The 15,790-nt window shown below is 61.8% G+C and carries 18 protein-coding genes and 1 tRNA gene; 9 read left to right on the top strand and 10 right to left on the bottom strand.

Going from position 1 to position 15,790, the window contains the following annotated elements; all coding sequences use genetic code 11:
• Window positions 1-58 precede the first annotated feature (58 nt).
• Both otnI and gcl read right to left on the bottom strand, forming a co-directional pair.
• On the bottom strand, window positions 59-856 hold the full coding sequence (otnI, locus tag LB545_RS25705) for a hydroxypyruvate isomerase (RefSeq protein ID WP_224706038.1): 798 nt from the start codon (window positions 854-856) through the stop codon (window positions 59-61).
• Window positions 857-866: 10 nt separating this feature from the next.
• Window positions 867-2,648, bottom strand: coding sequence for a glyoxylate carboligase (gcl, locus tag LB545_RS25700; protein WP_224706037.1), 1,782 nt, complete (start codon window positions 2,646-2,648; stop codon window positions 867-869).
• 212 nt (window positions 2,649-2,860) lie between these two features.
• Here gcl and bhcR point away from each other — a divergent pair, with 212 nt between their 5' ends.
• On the top strand, window positions 2,861-3,682 hold the full coding sequence (bhcR, locus tag LB545_RS25695; protein WP_140517623.1) for an HTH-type transcriptional regulator BhcR: 822 nt from the start codon (window positions 2,861-2,863) through the stop codon (window positions 3,680-3,682).
• On the opposite strand, the gene LB545_RS25690 is transcribed toward bhcR, so the two are convergent.
• From LB545_RS25690 to LB545_RS25675, 4 genes are all read right to left on the bottom strand, one after another.
• On the bottom strand, window positions 3,683-4,042 hold the full coding sequence (locus LB545_RS25690; protein WP_140674793.1) for a hypothetical protein: 360 nt from the start codon (window positions 4,040-4,042) through the stop codon (window positions 3,683-3,685).
• A gap of 215 nt (window positions 4,043-4,257) precedes the next feature.
• A complete protein-coding gene (locus LB545_RS25685) occupies window positions 4,258-4,563 on the bottom strand; it encodes a BA14K family protein (RefSeq protein WP_224706036.1) in 306 nt (101 codons plus the stop codon).
• 214 nt (window positions 4,564-4,777) lie between these two features.
• Window positions 4,778-4,984, bottom strand: a complete 207-nt coding sequence (locus tag LB545_RS25680) for a hypothetical protein (RefSeq protein ID WP_140638034.1) — start codon at window positions 4,982-4,984, stop codon at window positions 4,778-4,780.
• A 252-nt stretch (window positions 4,985-5,236) separates the two neighbouring features.
• Window positions 5,237-5,407 carry a hypothetical protein gene (locus tag LB545_RS25675; RefSeq protein ID WP_140493589.1) on the bottom strand — a complete coding sequence of 57 codons (171 nt, stop codon included), beginning with the start codon at window positions 5,405-5,407 and terminating at the stop codon, window positions 5,237-5,239.
• Between the two features lie 158 nt (window positions 5,408-5,565).
• On the opposite strand from LB545_RS25675, the gene LB545_RS25670 reads away from it, so the two are divergent.
• Window positions 5,566-5,641 (top strand) — tRNA-Thr (locus LB545_RS25670).
• A gap of 615 nt (window positions 5,642-6,256) precedes the next feature.
• Here the strand turns inward: LB545_RS25670 and LB545_RS25665 are convergent.
• The 3 genes from LB545_RS25665 to LB545_RS25655 all read right to left on the bottom strand — a co-directional run bounded on the left by LB545_RS25665 (window position 6,257) and on the right by LB545_RS25655 (window position 8,064).
• On the bottom strand, window positions 6,257-6,856 hold the full coding sequence (locus LB545_RS25665; RefSeq protein ID WP_224706035.1) for a DUF2569 family protein: 600 nt from the start codon (window positions 6,854-6,856) through the stop codon (window positions 6,257-6,259).
• Window positions 6,857-6,912: 56 nt separating this feature from the next.
• On the bottom strand, window positions 6,913-7,260 hold the full coding sequence (locus tag LB545_RS25660; protein WP_181168487.1) for a hypothetical protein: 348 nt from the start codon (window positions 7,258-7,260) through the stop codon (window positions 6,913-6,915).
• Window positions 7,261-7,449: 189 nt separating this feature from the next.
• A complete protein-coding gene (locus LB545_RS25655; RefSeq protein ID WP_140493601.1) occupies window positions 7,450-8,064 on the bottom strand; it encodes a TetR/AcrR family transcriptional regulator in 615 nt (204 codons plus the stop codon).
• 91 nt (window positions 8,065-8,155) lie between these two features.
• On the opposite strand from LB545_RS25655, the gene LB545_RS25650 reads away from it, so the two are divergent.
• From LB545_RS25650 to LB545_RS25630, 5 genes are read left to right on the top strand one after another with little or no spacing between them, the layout of a single operon-like run.
• Window positions 8,156-9,247 carry a spermidine/putrescine ABC transporter substrate-binding protein gene (locus LB545_RS25650; RefSeq protein ID WP_140584184.1) on the top strand — a complete coding sequence of 364 codons (1,092 nt, stop codon included), beginning with the start codon at window positions 8,156-8,158 and terminating at the stop codon, window positions 9,245-9,247.
• Window positions 9,248-9,256: 9 nt separating this feature from the next.
• Window positions 9,257-10,096, top strand: coding sequence for an ABC transporter permease (locus LB545_RS25645; RefSeq protein ID WP_140671700.1), 840 nt, complete (start codon window positions 9,257-9,259; stop codon window positions 10,094-10,096).
• A gap of 1 nt (window position 10,097) precedes the next feature.
• Window positions 10,098-10,880 carry an ABC transporter permease gene (locus LB545_RS25640; RefSeq protein ID WP_224706034.1) on the top strand — a complete coding sequence of 261 codons (783 nt, stop codon included), beginning with the start codon at window positions 10,098-10,100 and terminating at the stop codon, window positions 10,878-10,880.
• Window positions 10,877-11,941 (top strand): ABC transporter ATP-binding protein, encoded by a 1,065-nt coding sequence (locus LB545_RS25635; protein ID WP_224706033.1) that lies wholly within the window; start codon window positions 10,877-10,879, stop codon window positions 11,939-11,941. The genes LB545_RS25640 and LB545_RS25635 overlap by 4 nt, the downstream gene beginning before the upstream one ends.
• A 2-nt stretch (window positions 11,942-11,943) precedes the next feature.
• Entirely contained in the window at window positions 11,944-12,705 is a 762-nt protein-coding gene (locus tag LB545_RS25630) for an MBL fold metallo-hydrolase (RefSeq protein ID WP_140762314.1), read from the top strand.
• Between the two features lie 18 nt (window positions 12,706-12,723).
• Here the strand turns inward: LB545_RS25630 and LB545_RS25625 are convergent, their stop codons facing one another.
• A complete protein-coding gene (locus tag LB545_RS25625) occupies window positions 12,724-12,888 on the bottom strand; it encodes a hypothetical protein (protein WP_181168343.1) in 165 nt (54 codons plus the stop codon).
• A 318-nt stretch (window positions 12,889-13,206) separates the two neighbouring features.
• Here LB545_RS25625 and LB545_RS25620 point away from each other — a divergent pair, with 318 nt between their 5' ends.
• Together LB545_RS25620 and LB545_RS25615 are read left to right on the top strand one after the other, a co-directional pair.
• Window positions 13,207-13,980: an NAD kinase gene (locus tag LB545_RS25620; RefSeq protein ID WP_140493621.1), complete on the top strand. Its 774-nt coding sequence runs from the start codon at window positions 13,207-13,209 to the stop codon at window positions 13,978-13,980.
• Between the two features lie 203 nt (window positions 13,981-14,183).
• The gene (locus tag LB545_RS25615; protein ID WP_181167385.1) at window positions 14,184-15,767 is read left to right on the top strand and encodes a DEAD/DEAH box helicase; all 1,584 of its coding nucleotides are present in this window, start codon (window positions 14,184-14,186) and stop codon (window positions 15,765-15,767) included.
• The last annotated feature ends 23 nt before the right edge of the window (window positions 15,768-15,790 follow it).

Raw genomic sequence — 15,790 nt, 5'->3', positions numbered from 1 at the left:
GGGAGATGGCCGGCAAGCTAGAGGAGGGCGTGAAGGAACGCGAGTTCGATTTCGACAGCTAAGCCGCCGCGCTTCCCTGCCCGGCCAGTTCCCGGAACCACCCCAACCCTTGCTCAGTTCCGGCCTTCGGCTTGTATTCCGCGCCGACCCAGCCGGAATAACCAATGCGGTCGATGTGCTCGTAGAGGAAGGGATAGTTGATCTCGCCCGTCCCCGGCTCGTGACGGCCGGGATTGTCCGCAAGCTGGATATGCGCGATGCGGCCGAGGTTTGCCTCGATGGTACGGGCGAGATCCCCCTCCATGATCTGCATGTGGTAGATGTCGTATTGCAGGAACAGGTTCTTCGAGCCAACGCGGTCGATCAGCGCCAGCGCCTGGTCGGAATAATTGAGGAAGAAGCCCGGAATGTCGCGCGTGTTGATCGGCTCGATCAGCAGCCTGATGCCGGCCTGCTCCAGTTTCTCCGCCGCGAAGGCGAGGTTCTCGGCAAACACATCTTCGAGCACCTTGCGGTCGACGCCGGCGGGCGCAATGCCGGACAGGCAATTGACCTGTGAGCAGCCGAGCGCCTGCGCGTAGATGATCGCCTTGGCGATGCCCTGCCGGAATTCCGGCACTCGGTCCGGCAAAACGGCGATACCGCGCTCGCCCTTGCCCCAATCGCCCGCTGGCAGGTTGAACAGCACCTGTGTCAGGCCGTTCTTCTTCAGCCGCGCGGCCACCACCTCGGGGGCATGGTCGTAGGGGCCTATATATTCGACGCCTTTGAAGCCCGCGCGGGCAGCTGCGTCAAAACGGTCGAGGAAGTCATGCTCGCCAAAGAGCATGGAAAGATTGGCTGAAAAACGCGGCATTCTTTTTCTCCTAGTCCAGCATCACGATCGCCGTCGGCGCGTCTTCCTGATGTTCGGCAAGGTCCTCGAATTCGGTGATCTTGTCGATCTCGGTGCCCATCGAGATGTTGGTGACGCGTTCGAGGATGAATTCGAGCACTACGGGAACCTGATGCTCCTTCATCAGCCGCTGCGCCTCCTTGAAGGCACCGGCGAATTCTTCCGGTTTGCGCACCCTGACCGCCTTGCAGCCCATCGCCTCGGCAACAGCGACGTGGTCGACGCCGTAGCCGGCCTCGGGATCGTCCGATCGGTTGATGTTCTCGAAAGCAAGGCTGACCTCGTAATCCATCGAGAAGCCGCGCTGCGCCTGGCGGATCAGGCCGAGATAGGCATTGTTCACGACGACGTGGATGTAGGGCAGTTTGTGCTGCGCGCCGACCGCCAGTTCCTCGATCATGAACTGGAAGTCATAGTCGCCCGACAGCGCCACGATGGTGCGGTCGGGATCGGCGGCGCGCACGCCAAGGGCTGCCGGCAGTGTCCAGCCGAGCGGGCCGGCCTGGCCGCAATTGATCCAGTTGCGGGGCTTGTAGACATGCAGGAACTGCGCGCCGGCGATCTGCGACAGGCCGATCGTGGTGACGTAGGTGACGTCGCGCCCGAACGCCTTGTTCATCTCCTCATAGACGCGCTGCGGCTTGAGCGGCACCTGGTCGAAATGCGTCTTGCGCTTCATAGTCTTCTTGCGGTCCTGGCATTCCTTGGCCCAGCTCGACCAGTCGCGCAGTCTTCCGGCCGTTTTCCACTCGGTGGCGACGTCGAGCAGCATCTTCAGCGCAGCCCCCGCGTCTGAGACAACGCCGAGATCGGGTGCGAACACGCGGCCGATCTGCGTCGGCTCGATGTCGACATGGATGAACTTTTTTCCCTTGGTGTAGACATCGACCGAACCGGTGTGGCGGTTGGCCCAGCGGTTGCCGATGCCGAACACGAAGTCGGCCTCGAGCATCGTCGCGTTGCCATAGCGGTGCGAGGTCTGCAGGCCGCACATGCCGGCCATCAGCCGATGGTCGTCGGGGATCGCGCCCCAGCCCATCAGCGTCGGGATGACGGGCACGCCGGTAATCTCGGCGAATTCTATCAGCAGGTCCGACGCATCGGCATTGATGATGCCGCCGCCGGCGACGATCAGCGGCTTTTCGGCGGCGTTGAGCATCGCCAGCGCCTTCTCGGCCTGGGCGCGCGTCATCGCCGGCTTGAATGGCGCGAGCGGCTCGTAGGCGTCGATGTCGAACTCGATCTCGGCCAATTGGACGTCGACCGGCAGGTCGATCAGCACCGGTCCCGGGCGCGAAGACCTCATCAGGTGGAATGCCTTCTGCAGCGCCATCGGCACGAGATAAGGCTCCATGACGGTGACCGCCCATTTGGCGACGGGCGACGCGATAGCGGCGATGTCGACGGCCTGGAAATCCTCCTTGTTCAGCCGCGCCCGCGGCGCCTGGCCGGTGATGCAGAGGATCGGGATGGAATCGGCTGCGGCCGAGTAGAGCCCGGTGATCATGTCGGTGCCGGCCGGGCCAGACGTGCCGATGCAGAGCCCGATATTGTCTGCCTTGGCCCTGGTGAAGCCTTCGGCCATGTGCGAGGCGCCCTCGACATGACGGGCCAGCACATGGCGGATCGTGCCCCTCGCCTTCAGGGCCGAGTAGAGCGGATTGATCGCCGCTCCCGGCACGCCGAAGGCGCAGGCGATGCCTTCCTTTTCGAAAACGAGAACCGCAGCGTCGACAGCGCGCATCCTGGCCATTGTTCCGGCCCTCCACAGGGTTGTGATTGTTGGATGACCGAGAATGTCAGCAAGCGGCCTATTTTTCAATTTTTTCAGAATATTTTTTCATTTCTAGGAAGCTGCCGTTGCCAATTGATTTCCTTTCTCTTTTTGTTTTCCAAAAAATGGCAATGCAGAAGAGTGAAAAACTTTTTCATTGTCCATTCGGGAAAATCGGGCATGATGGCGTCATGGAAACCGCCGAAAAACGCCAGCGCGGCCGGCCGCGCGCCTTCAACGGCCCGTCGGAAGCGGCTTCGGTGCAGTCGTTGGACCGCGCCTTGCGCATCCTGGCCATCGTTGCCGAAGGCAGCGGCCTGTCGCTGAGCGAGATATCCGCGCAAAGCGGCCTGGCTGCCTCCACCGCCTACCGCATGCTGACGACGCTCGAAAACCACGGCATGGTCGAGTTCGACAGCTCGGACCAGCTTTGGTCGATCGGTGTCGAGACCTACCGGATGGGAGCGGCGTTCCTGCGCCGCCGCAAGCTGGTCGACCGCGCGCGCATCGTCATGCAGGAGCTGATGGAGAAAACCGGCGAGACCGCCAATCTCGGTGTCGCCGAGGACGATTGCGTGGTCTTCGTCAGCCAGGTCGAGACGCACCAGGCAATTCGCGCCTTCTTCCGACCGGGCACGCGCAGCCCTTTTCACGCATCCGGCATCGGCAAGGCGGTGCTGGCCCATCTCGAGCCGGAGCGCGTCGGAGCCATCCTGCGCAAGGCCGGCCTGCAGCGCTTTACCGACAGGACGCTGTCCGACATCCCTGCCCTCGCGCATGATCTCGCGACGATCAAGCTGCGCGGCTGGTCGGTCGACGACGAGGAACGGCACCCAGGCATGCGCTGCGTGGCATCAGCCATCTTCAACGAATTCGGCGAGCCGATCGGCGGTGTCTCCGTGTCGGGCCCGACGGTCCGGGTGACGCCTGAGCGGCTGGCCGAGATCGGCCCGCTGGTGCACAGCGCCGCGGCCGAGGTAACCAAGATGATCGGCGGCGTGCAAACCGGATGATCAACCTGCCCCGGGCAGCGCGCTTTTGCTCGCAAGATCGAAGAAATCGAGCAGGATCGCCATGCCGACACCGCAGGCGGTGAAGACAAGGCCGGTGATGAAGATGCGGTTGGCGCGTTCATAGAGGCGCCGCTGCAGGCACTTTGTGTCGAGCAGAAGCGACAGTGCCCGCATCTGCAAGGCGATGCCGGCCAGGATCGGCAGCACGGCGACGAGATGATAGGTCTGCCACGGGATCGGGTTGGCGGCCCAATGCGTAATAAATCCCAGCGAAAACGCCAGCAGGATGCCGACGGCCGTGACCGTGCCGTTGCGGAAAATAATTTCGACCTGTTCCTCTTTCGGGTCCTGCTCGTCCAAGGATCACCCTCCCCCATATCGCCCGCAGATTATCGCCAAGCAGATTAGGCCTTCGGGAAATGCCTGTACATTGCCGATCGCATCGACAAAAGCCGATGACCGAGGGTTCAGGCGTCTCCGTGAAAGTCGGCTAATCCAACAGGTGTGCCGCCATCCAAGCGTAGAAAAGGGGCTCGCCTGAGCCCCTATTCTGGTGCTGAACGGTGCTCCTCCTCTCAGAGACGGCAGTAATGGCGATAGCCGTCGTAACCGATGTAGGTGTCGGAGTCCGGATCGTAGCTCGAATAGCGATCGAAGCAGCGGCGGACGTGCCACGAGCCGCCGTCCTCATCCACATAGACGGCGCGGGGCTGGGCAAGCAGGCTGCCCAGGACAAAACCGCCGACGCCGGCGGCAATGCCGATGCCGAGGCCATGGTGGTGGTGATGCGAATGAGCCGCCGAGGGCTGAACGGTGCCGACCAAAGCGGTGGCGGCGACAGCGGTGGCGATGAGGCTGGAAACGAGTGCGCGCTTGAACATGATGATCTCCTTGCTTCGTTGGAGAGGCGACCCATCCGCCTCTTGATCATCTGTCGTTCGGCACAAGAAAAAGGTTCGAATCTTTTTGAACGTGAACCGAGGAGGTCGTGCTGACGGCGACCTGAGAGCTTGACGAGACATTCATGACCGCCCCGCTTCGCCCAACGAAAAAGGGCGGCCGAAGCCGCCCTTTCGGGAGAATTGGGTTCCTCCATCAAAGGAAAATGATCACCTTGCCGTGCTTGTGGTGATGATGGTTGTGGTGCTTCCACCAGAACTTCTTGAAGTGCTTCTTGTGATGATTGTGGTGATGATGATGGCCGTGCATGCCGTGGGCCGACGACGTGCCGACGGTGCCGGCGAGCGCGCCGGTGGCGACGAAGATTGCAACGAGGCCTGAAACGAGAGTGCGCTTGAACATGATGATCTCCTGGATCTTTTGATCGAGGCGACCCATTCGCCTCTGACCATCAGTCGGCGCGGCGCGGGAAAAGGTTCGAAAGGGGGAGGAGATTTTTTCGGCAAGGCCGGAGACGGGATGAATCGTGAGTAGTGAGTAGTGAGTAGCAGGCTATGAGCGGCAGGCTGACTACTGACTACTGACTACTGACTACTGACTACTGACTACTGACTACTGACTACTGACTACTGACTACTGACTACTGACTACTATTCACCACCCCATGCCCGTGACATGGCGCAGCCAGAAGGCGAGCGCGATGAAGCCGATGATGGTGGTGACGCCGGTCCAGTCGATATTGGCGTTCTTGACGCTCCTGATAAGCTTCACCAGAAGCATCCAGGCTATGACGACGATCGGCAGGATGATGACAAATCTGATCATGTGGCAGCCTCGCCCAAGCGATTGCACCTGCCGTAGATATAGGAAGCGAATTGGCCGTTTTCAGGATGCCGTGCCTGTTGCCCGGCAGCGTTCATGAGCGCCTCAAAACCGACATTTGTCTTTACTGGCGCCGCAAATATGGCTAACCGGTGCCGCATGCCCTTGTAGCTCAGCTGGTAGAGCAGCGGTTTTGTAAACCGAAGGTCGCGGGTTCGATTCCTGCCGGGGGCACCACCCTTCGTTCTTCGAGCTTCGGGTGGCAGGCCACCTTAGAGCTCCCTTGAGTCCAGTATGGCCCTTGTAAGTTTCCCCTTCCGGGACAATTTTCTTACCCGGTCACGACAGGCAGAACGATATAGTTGCCGTAGAGAGACACAATGAGAAGGAATGAGGCCATGATCGGCCGCGCATAGGCGGCGCTGGTCTTATCTTTCAGCCTTTGCTCTCGGCCGGGCCAGCTGACATAGACAAGCCAGATCGAGAAAAGGGTCAGAGCAATCGAGAACCCGAATATGACAAGCTCGAAGGCGTGAAAACTGTAGTGCCGAAGAAGTACGCCACCAACAACGAGAGGCATACCGATTAGCAGCCTCATCCTGATCCGATGGCATACATCCAAACTGGCCATGATGTGCCTTGCGATCCATCCTGCTTGCCAGGTGATCATAGGCAAACGAAATTACCCAACCCTTGATCTGGCGAAAACATACTGCACTGCGGATAAGTTCGGGCGCGGCGCTGCAGGCGATTTAGCCCAGCGCAACCGGCGCGCGGCCCGCCCGGATGGTAGGCCAACCAGCGCCCACTAGACTGAGGAGTCCTCCGAAGCCTTCGACGAAAGAGGACTGCTCATGGGAAGAGAGCCTGGCGGACTCTCGCTAGGAGGCCGTCGCGACCTGGGCCGGCTGCCACTTCGCCGCCGAACGTGTTCTTCACCCTGACAGACTTGTGGACGTAGGCGACCCAGGCTCCGGTGAAAACGAACGACAGAATGGGTGTCATCAGCGCATCTCCAGCAAGGATCTGGCTCACCGGGACGCCTAGAGTTGATGAGATCAAGATCGTGTCCAGGACGAACACAACCGGTATCGCAATCCACTGAACCAGAAACAATTGTGGAAAGCGTCGGCTTCGCCGCAGCATCGAAATGAGCACAACCAGTTGAAGCGCCAGAAATGCCAGATTGAGGGCAACCTCGCTATAAACCGCAACCAGTCCATTTGGCAGGGGCATGAGTTGCCGGTAACCCTCGGCCGAATTGGCCAAGTCGGCGAGCGTGCGCAGCGGCGACAACACCTGGCCGATCGCCAATAGCATAAGCCAGCCACCGAATCCTACAAGAGCCGCCGGGCCCTGTGACGGCTTCACGGCTGAGCGAACCGCAAAGAAAACAGGCACGCCGATGATCAGCAGTACGATCGCCCAATGCCAGATTGAAAACGTCCCCATTTACCATCTCTCCCCTTCGTCTGCCCCTATAAGTTGTAACAGATTTCAAATTCAACTCAAGAGGCGACTTCGCGTGCAATGAGGTCGGTGCCGAAGCGGCGACTTTCTCCTGCTGTCCTGAGTCTCGAGCCCCAACCCGGAACCAAACCCGGCCGGAGACGGTTAACGACCGAAGGGACCGCAAACTCTGTAGCGGAACAATGATCGAACTCTTGGATATGGAACTGGCCCAAGCCAGGCAGCGAATTGGCCGAGCGGAACTCGCCCTCAAGCGGGCGGAAGAAATGCTGGACGGAGACTGTGGCGTCGGCATCAATCTCGCGCTTTGCAGCAGGATAAGGTCCGCGCAGCGGCGCGTCACCGAAGCGCGAGAGCGCCTGACGAAGATCGATCCGACCGATCACTGATTTTTACCTGCGACACTGCGGCCGCGTCTTTCCTTTCGGTCGATGCTTCGAAGGAATCGCTGATAGGCCCAGCGGCTACGCTGCCCTGTGCGCGGGGCCCGGCGGTGTAGACGGGCGCCGCCGTTGGCACTCATCGTCAGTCACACTGGCAGCGGAAGCTGGTTCATGCCGCGGTCGCTTCCATCCTCACATCCCGATCGCCGCCACCAAGATCCGGTTCTGCCGTCGGATCGCCGCGCGCAGTTCCGCTATCCTTGCCTCGTCGCGCTTCACGAACTCGATGAACATCATGTTCATGTTGTTGAAGACCAGCTCACCCACCGCCTGCCCGTCGATGTCGCGCCGCACCAGGCCGATCTCCTGCAGCCTTGCGATCAGGGCGCGGATCTGTTGCGTCAGAGCGCGGTCGAGCGCCGTGTAGGCCTGGCCGAACGGGCTATCGGGCAGTTGCGTCGAGATCGCCATCGCCTGGCGCCACATTTCCTTGCTGAGATAGTGCAAGGAGTGCTCGATATAGATGCCGATCAGCGTGTCCAGCGCATCGCCGACATTGGCCGGTGGGCTGTCGACCACGCCTCGCCCGGCATTCAGCACCTCGTTGACCTCCATGGAGACGATGGCGCCGAGGATGTCGCCCTTATTCTGGTAGTAATTGTAAATCGTCCCGATCGACACTTCGGCCTGGGCCGCGATCGTTTCGATCTTGGCGCCTTCATAGCCTGCCTCGCGGAAAAGCTCGGCGGCCGCCTCGATGATGCGGCGGTGCCGGTCGGCCTTTTGCCTTGCCCTCAATCCACTCATGCCGGCTGTCTGCCACAGAAACAGAATTGACTCAATTTTAGAATTGGTTCAATTTTTTGCAAGAAGCCACAAAGGCAAGGGAGAACACTCGATGTCCGCACGATCCACAGCCAACAATCCGCTTTCAATCCTGAAGAGACATCTGGGCGCCGCTTGCGGCGCCACGGCGCTGGTGCTCTCAGCAGCCGGCGCCAGCCAGGCCGCCGATCTCAACGCCCTGATCTGGTGCGATCATGCCGACCCGGCGCTGCTGCAGCCCTTCGAAGAGGCCAACAACGTCAAGGTCAACGTCAAGGAATTCGAGGGCACCGGCGCGGGGCTCGCCATCGTCGAACAGTCGCAACCCGGCGACTGGGACGTGATGGTGATCGACAGCATCGACGTGCCGCGCGGCGTGGAAAAAGGCCTGTTCGAGCCGCTGCCGGAGGACAAGCTGCCGTTGGGCGACCTCTTTCCGCAGGTGAAGATGGACAACTCCACCGTGGTCGGCGGCAAGCGCTACGGCATCACCGAAAAGTTCGGCTACAACACGATCGGCTTCAACAAGACCAAGGTCGACCCGGCCGACATGCAATCCTTGGCGTCGCTGACAAGCGACAAGTACAAGGGCAAGGTCGCCATCTACGATTATTACCTGCCGGTCATCGGCATGGCAGCACTCGCCATCGGCAAGAAAACGGCTGAACTCACCGAGGCCGATCTTCCCGCCCTCAAGGCCGAACTGCTCAAGATGAAGGCCAACGCCAAGCTGGTCGGCGAGGTGACCGCCAGCCAGACAGCGCTCGCCACCGGTGAAGTCGATATTCTGGTCGGCGGCGGCGAATGGGTGACGGCGGGCCTGGCCAAGGAGAACCCGGCGCTGGACTTCTCGATCCCCAAGGAGGGAGCGGTGCTGTGGTCGCAGTCGCTCGCCATGTTCAAGGACTCCAAGAACAAGGACGTGGCGCTGAAATTCATCCAGTACATCATGAGCCCGGAAGGCCAGGCCCGTCTTGCCACATCCTCCTGCTATTGGGGCATGCCGGCGAACAGCAAGGCGGCACTCACCGACGACCAGAAGAAGATCCTGCGCTTCGACGAGCAGCCCGAGTTCCTTGCCCGCGCCCAGGCCTATCCGGCGCCGAACGCCGACCTCGACAAGAAGATGCAGGACATGTGGACCGAGATGCTGCAGGCGCAGTAGACGGGCGTCGTGAGCAGCACCGCAAACAAGGCCCTGCCCTGGGCGCTGGTTACGCCGGCGCTCGGCTGGACCTTGCTGTTCTTCGTGTTGCCTTTCATCGCCATGGGGTTTTCCAGCCTGACGTCGCATGAGGGCGGCGGCTTCACATCGGCCAATTACAGCCAGTTCTTCACCAATCCTGCCTATTGGCAAGCGATGGTGAACTCGCTTCAGGTGACGGCGATCGTCACCGTGGTCTCGGTGCTGCTCGCCTATCCTTTCGCCTGGATCCTGGCCGAACAGGTGCCGGAACGCTGGCAGCGGCTGGCGCTGATGCTGGCCGTGCTGCCGTTCTGGACGTCCTATGTCGTGCGCTCCTATTCCTGGCTTCTGGTGCTGGCGCAGAACGGCGTCATCAACCGGACGCTGACCGGCATCGGCTTGACCAGCGAACCGCTGCAGCTCGCCAATACGCGCTTCGCCACCGTGACCGGCTTCGTGCATTTCTTCGTCATGCTTTTGACGCTGACGATCTTCGCCAATTTGAAGCAGCTCAGTCCGAGCTACCGCAAGGCCGCCGCTGATCTCGGCGCCGGGCCGGTGCGCACCTTCCTGCATGTCATCCTGCCGCTGACCTTGCCCGGCATCATGGTCGGCGCCTTCCTGACCTTCGTGCTGTGCATCGGCGACTACATCACGCCGCAGATCCTCGGCGGCAACAACGAGCTGGTCATGCCGCAGCTGGTGATGATGCAGATCGGCCGGCGCGGCGATTTTCCGCTGGCCTCGGCGCTCTCGATCATCCTGATGGCGGTCGTGACCATCGCCTATCTCGCCTGCGCCCGCTGGCTGAAGATCGAGCGGGCCTGAGATGCGCCTGATCGTCCGAACCGCTTCCTGTCTCTACGCGATCGCCATCTATTCCTTCATTTTCCTGCCGGTGGTCGTGCTCGTGCTGTTCTCGCTGCAGGCAACCTCCTTCCCCATCCCGCCCTTCACCGGCCCGTCGCTGCGCTGGTACCAGGCCGTCCTGTCCGATACGCGGCTGACCTCGGCGCTGGTGAACTCGCTGCTGGTGGCCGTCCTTTCGTCGCTCGCGGCCGTCACGCTCGGCTTCCTCAGCGCCTGGGCGTTCGCGCGCTTCGTGCTGCCGGGTTCGGCCCTGCTGCGAGGGTTGATCACGCTACCGCTTACCGTCAGCTATCTCATCATCGGCATGGGGCTGCTGGTGCTGTTCAACTGGGCCGGCGTGCCGAAATCGCTGATGGCCGCCGGCATCGGCCATGTCGTGATCAACCTGCCGCTCTGCTTCGCCATCGTCTACAGCCAGATGGGCGACCACCAGATCAACATCGAGCGCGCCGCGCGCGATCTCGGCGCGCCGGAATGGAAAGTGCTGCTCTTGATTACTGTGCCTGTCATGGCGCCGGCCATCTTCGCCGGCTTCTTCCTGTCGATGACCTTTTCCTGGGACGAATTCGTGATCTCCTTCCTGCTGACACGCTTCGAAACCACGCTGCCGGTCGAAATCTGGAACCTCTTACGCTCCGGCCTCAACCCCAAGACCAACGCAATCGGCTCGCTGGTGTTCGCCGTCTCCATCGTGCTGGTCGTGCTGTTCGAACTGACATTGCTGCGGAGAAAGCCGGCATGAGCGCGCCCCTGGTCGACATCCGCGGGATCTCGCACCGTTTCGGCCAGCTGGCGGTGCTGAAAGACGTATCGCTGCGGATAGAGCCCGGTAGCTACACCATCCTGCTCGGACCGTCGGGCTCCGGCAAGACGACGCTTTTGTCGATTTTGGGCGGCTTCGTCACACCGAGCGAAGGCAAGGTGTTCATCCGAGGCGAGGACTGCACCGCCGTTCCGCCGGCAAAGCGCCCGACAACGACGGTGTTCCAGGATTATGCGCTGTTTCCGCATATGAGCGTCGGCGGCAATGTCGGTTTTGGCCTGCGCATGCAAGGCGTCGATGGCGCGACACGCGCCGCGCGGGCGCGTGAGACGCTGGCGCTGGTCGGGCTGGATGCCGCCTTCGACAAGAAGCCGCACCAGCTCTCCGGCGGCCAGCGGCAGCGCGTAGCGCTGGCGCGCGCACTGGTGATCGAGCCCGCCGTGCTGCTGCTCGACGAGCCGCTCGGCGCGCTCGACCTCAAGCTGCGCCGGCAGATGCAGGACGAATTGAAAGCGATCCAGAAGCGCGTCGGCACCGCCTTCATCCATGTCACCCACGACCAGGAAGAAGCGATGGCGCTGGCCGACCACTGCGTGGTGATGAGTGACGGCCGCATCGAGGACGAAGGGCCGCCCGAACGCGTCTATGCGCGCCCAAAGACACGCTTTTCGGCGACTTTCATGGGCGAGAGCACCATTCTTCGCGGAACGGTGGCGGAGATGATGGACAGGACAAGCACTGTCGCGACACAGGTCGGGCCGGTCTCGGCGTCCGGAGCGTTGCCGGTGGGATCGGCGGTTGCCTTGGCCATCCGGCCGGAGCACCTTGCCCTGGGCGCGACCTCAGGCGCCACAAAGCTGGGCAAGGCGCAGGTCAGCGATGTCGTTTTCCAGGGCAGCTTCAAGCGCGTGCTCGCGGTCTCCGCTGAAGACGCCACGCTGCAATTCATCGCCAAACTGCCCGCGACGTCCGTCGTGCAGCCGGGCGACACGGTCTCGGTTTCCTGCGATACAGACAAGATCATCCTGCTGACGGATTGAACATGGGCATGCTTGCGGTCGTCGACGCACCTGACTGGTACGAGACCATCGGCATGGGCGACGGTGTCACGCTGATCCACGAGCCATGGATCAAACCGTTCTTCCGCTGTAATATGTGGCATGTGCGCGGTCGCGACCGCGACCTGCTGTTCGATACCGGGCTTGGCCATTTCAGCCTCAGGCGCCATGTGCCGCTGGTCAGCGAGCGCAAGCTCACCTGCGTCGCCAGCCACACGCATTTCGATCATATAGGCTGCCACCATGAATTTCCCGACCGCTGCGTGCACCGCGCCGAGGCGGAGATTCTGACCGATCCGCGCAACGAATGGACGGTGGCGGACCGCTACGCCAATGAAGAGATGTTCGATCGCCAGCCACAAGGTTGGGATACGGCGCGCTATCGCATCATGCCCGCCCCGGCGGACCGCCTGCTCGAACATGGCGATATCGTCGACCTCGGCGATCGCGCCTTCGAGGTGATCCACACGCCCGGCCATTCGCCAGGCGGTATCGCTCTGTACGAGAAGAAGACCCGCATCCTGCTTTCCGGCGACATCATCTATGACGGCCCGCTGATCGACGACGTCTACCATTCCGATATCGATGATTATTTGCAGACGCTGCTTGCCATGCGCGACCTCGACGTCTCGGTCGTGCATGGCGGCCATTTCCCGAGTTTCGGCAAGGTGCGCTATCGCCAGCTGATCGACGAGTATCTGGCACAGAAACGCCAGGCCGGCTGCCATCTGCAACCACGCTCCTAACAATCAGCTTGTTTTGATCTACAGCGCCCTTTGCGGACAAGGCATTCCGGCGGCATCGCCGCAGCGCGAGGCCGTGGGCAATGGCCTGAGGCTTGTTTCTTCCGAGTGGCGCACCAGTTCGGCGAAGACAAGCGCGAAGCTTCCCAGCACGACGGAGATGATGATCAGGCGTGTTACCAGCAATATGTTGGTCCCGGCTGGCGCGTGTCCCCGAAATCGGGATCGACTCTCGAAGGATTCACGCACGATCAAAGTGCCACAGCGTCTTTCGTATCCTGAAAGGCATAAGATCGCTGCGGGCGCCCCCACGCCACCCATGCCGGCTAACATGATCCATGCGGCTTTACGAGAGTTTAAGCCCGGCCTTAACCATCACATTGGCTCGTTCCCTGATATGATTCGCGACTGCCGGTTCGAACCGCACGTCTGCGGGCTCTCTTTGCACACAGGCCCGCCCATGCTACCCCGGCCCAGCCGCCAACCGGTCACCGTCGGGGAGCCATGAGCAAAGCCGCCAACAGCATCGCCTTCGTCTCGTCCGGCACGCCTGACGCCAAAGCGGCGCTGGAAAGCCTGTCGGCGCGCTATGGCCAGCATTCGGTCGCGGAAGCCGATGTCGTCGTGGCCCTGGGCGGCGACGGTTTCCTGCTGCAAACTTTGCGCGATACAATGGGAACCGGCAAAAAGGTCTACGGCATGAACCGTGGCACCATCGGCTTCCTGATGAACGAATATCGTTCCGGAGGTCTCGCCGAGCGCATCGCGGCCGCGGTCGCCGAAACGATCCGTCCGCTGGAGATGCAGGCCGTTACCTCGGATGGCGAAACCGTCTCGGCGCTGGCCATCAACGAAGTGGCGTTATGGCGCCAGTCCTATCAGACGGCCAAGATCCGCATCACCATAGATGACCAGGTACGGCTCGAGGAACTGAATTGCGACGGCGTGATGATCGCCACGCCGGCTGGCTCCACCGCCTACAATCTTTCGGCGCATGGGCCCATCCTGCCGCTCGACGCGCCGCTGCTGGCGCTTACCCCCGTCAGCCCGTTTCGCCCGCGCCGCTGGCGCGGCGCTTTGCTTTCCAACAAGGCAACCGTGCGCTTCGATATACTAGAGGCGGAAAAGCGGCCGGTGAACGCCGCCGCCGACCATACGGAGGTCAAGGCCGTAGCTTCCGTGACGGTGAGGGAATCTGCGACGGCGACCGCAACTTTGCTGTTCGATCCCAATCACTCCTGGAACGAACGCATACTGGCGGAACAGTTCCGTTATTGAGCCGATATTGAGCCGGCGCGCGGATAAGCGGCCGGATCAGACATAGTAATTAAGGTTACGACTTCACAATCGAGCCATTGCCGGCCGTTTGTGTTGACAAATCGCGGGCTTGCGCCTAGTTGCAGTGATGATCTTGCGGGCGCGCGGCGCCTGCCGCGACGGATGCCGTTGCGCTTCCCCGAACAGCCAAAGACAGCCAGAACTTGTCCTCAGACACCCAGACCGCTCAAGAAGCGTTGACTTTCGCGGACCTCGGCCTATCGCCGAAGGTCCTTTCCGCAGTCACCGACGCCGGCTACCTCAAGCCGACGCCGATCCAGGCCGGCGCCATTCCGCACGCGCTTCTGGGCAAGGATGTGCTTGGCATAGCACAGACCGGTACCGGCAAGACGGCCTCCTTCGTGCTGCCGATGCTGACACGACTGGAAAAGGGCCGCGCCCGCGCCCGCATGCCCCGCACGCTGATCCTGGAGCCGACCCGCGAGCTTGCGGCGCAGGTCGAGGAAAACTTCATCAAATACGGCAAGAACCACAAGCTCAACATCGCACTGCTGATCGGCGGCGTGTCGTTCGACGAACAGGACAAGAAACTGGAGCGTGGCGCCGACGTGCTCATCGCGACGCCCGGCCGCATGCTCGACCACCGCGAGCGCGGCAAGCTCTTGCTCAACGGCGTCGAGATCCTCGTCATCGACGAAGCCGATCGCATGCTCGACATGGGCTTCATTCCCGATATCGAGCGTATCTGCGAGATGATCCCCTTCACCCGGCAGACGCTGTTCTTCTCGGCGACGATGCCGCCCGAGATCACCAAGCTGACCGAAAAGTTCCTGCACGCGCCGGTGCGCGTCGAGGTTTCAAAGGCCGCCTCCGCCGCGACCAACATCATCCAGCGGCTGGTGAAGTCCGGTTCCAAACCCTGGGACAAGCGCGAGACGCTGCGCAACCTGATCAAGGCCGAGGATGCGGAGCTGAAGAACGCCATCATCTTCTGCAACCGCAAGATCGAGGTGTCGGAGCTGTTCCGCTCGCTGCTGAAATATGACTTCGACGCCGGCGCGCTGCATGGCGACATGGACCAGCGCGCGCGCATGCAGATGCTGGCCAATTTCCGCGACGGCAAGCTGCGGTATCTGGTCGCCTCCGACGTGGCCGCGCGCGGCCTCGACATTCCCGATGTCAGCCACGTCTTCAACTATGACGTCCCGATCCATGCCGAGGATTACGTCCACCGAATCGGCCGTACCGGCCGCGCCGGGCGCTCCGGAAAATCCTTCACCATCGCGACCAAGTCCGACACCAAGTACATCGACGCCATCGAACGGCTGATCGGCACCAAGATCGAGTGGCATGACGGTGACCTGTCGACGGTGGTGGCCAGCGAAGGCGAGGACGAAGCACCGCGCCGTGGCCGCGGTGCGCCGCGGCGCGCCGGCCGCAAGGACGACGACCGCAAGGACAGGGGCGAGCGCAAGAGAGGCGGACGCCAGGCCAAGCACGGCGAAGACGCGGCACCGGAAACCGTGCGCGAGGAACAGCCGGTCGCGACCGAGGAAACGGTCGCCGGCACTGGTGAGCGGCGCACGCGCAAGGACGCTATCCGCTCGGAAAATTCCGAGCGCAAGAGCTCCGCGGCGCGCAGCGAGCGACGTGCACCGGAGCGCGGCGACACCAGGCCGCAGCGCGATGACCGTCGCCCTGCCCGCAACCGAGAAGACGAAAACGACGCCACCGTTGGCTTCGGCGACGACATGCCGGCCTTCATGCGCATCGTCGCCAAGGGCTGACCGACGAGTGGTTCCAAGACAAG

The sequence above is a fragment of the Mesorhizobium sp. BR1-1-6 genome (genome assembly GCF_020165355.1).
GTDB lineage: Bacteria > Pseudomonadota > Alphaproteobacteria > Rhizobiales > Rhizobiaceae > Mesorhizobium.
The sequence above is the reverse complement of the archived record's forward strand: the minus strand, read 5'-3'. Positions and strand labels throughout refer to the sequence as shown.

Coding starts and splice junctions, on each gene's coding strand:
- otnI (WP_224706038.1), bottom strand. CDS start 856: ATGCCGCGTTTTTCAGCCAATCTTTCCATGCTCTTTGGCGAGCATGAC.
- gcl (WP_224706037.1), bottom strand. CDS start 2,648: ATGGCCAGGATGCGCGCTGTCGACGCTGCGGTTCTCGTTTTCGAAAAG.
- bhcR (WP_140517623.1), top strand. CDS start 2,861: ATGGAAACCGCCGAAAAACGCCAGCGCGGCCGGCCGCGCGCCTTCAAC.
- LB545_RS25685 (WP_224706036.1), bottom strand. CDS start 4,563: ATGTTCAAGCGCGCACTCGTTTCCAGCCTCATCGCCACCGCTGTCGCC.
- LB545_RS25680 (WP_140638034.1), bottom strand. CDS start 4,984: ATGTTCAAGCGCACTCTCGTTTCAGGCCTCGTTGCAATCTTCGTCGCC.
- LB545_RS25675 (WP_140493589.1), bottom strand. CDS start 5,407: ATGATCAGATTTGTCATCATCCTGCCGATCGTCGTCATAGCCTGGATG.
- LB545_RS25665 (WP_224706035.1), bottom strand. CDS start 6,856: ATGGGGACGTTTTCAATCTGGCATTGGGCGATCGTACTGCTGATCATC.
- LB545_RS25655 (WP_140493601.1), bottom strand. CDS start 8,064: ATGAGTGGATTGAGGGCAAGGCAAAAGGCCGACCGGCACCGCCGCATC.
- LB545_RS25650 (WP_140584184.1), top strand. CDS start 8,156: ATGTCCGCACGATCCACAGCCAACAATCCGCTTTCAATCCTGAAGAGA.
- LB545_RS25640 (WP_224706034.1), top strand. CDS start 10,098: ATGCGCCTGATCGTCCGAACCGCTTCCTGTCTCTACGCGATCGCCATC.
- LB545_RS25635 (WP_224706033.1), top strand. CDS start 10,877: ATGAGCGCGCCCCTGGTCGACATCCGCGGGATCTCGCACCGTTTCGGC.
- LB545_RS25630 (WP_140762314.1), top strand. CDS start 11,944: ATGGGCATGCTTGCGGTCGTCGACGCACCTGACTGGTACGAGACCATC.
- LB545_RS25620 (WP_140493621.1), top strand. CDS start 13,207: ATGAGCAAAGCCGCCAACAGCATCGCCTTCGTCTCGTCCGGCACGCCT.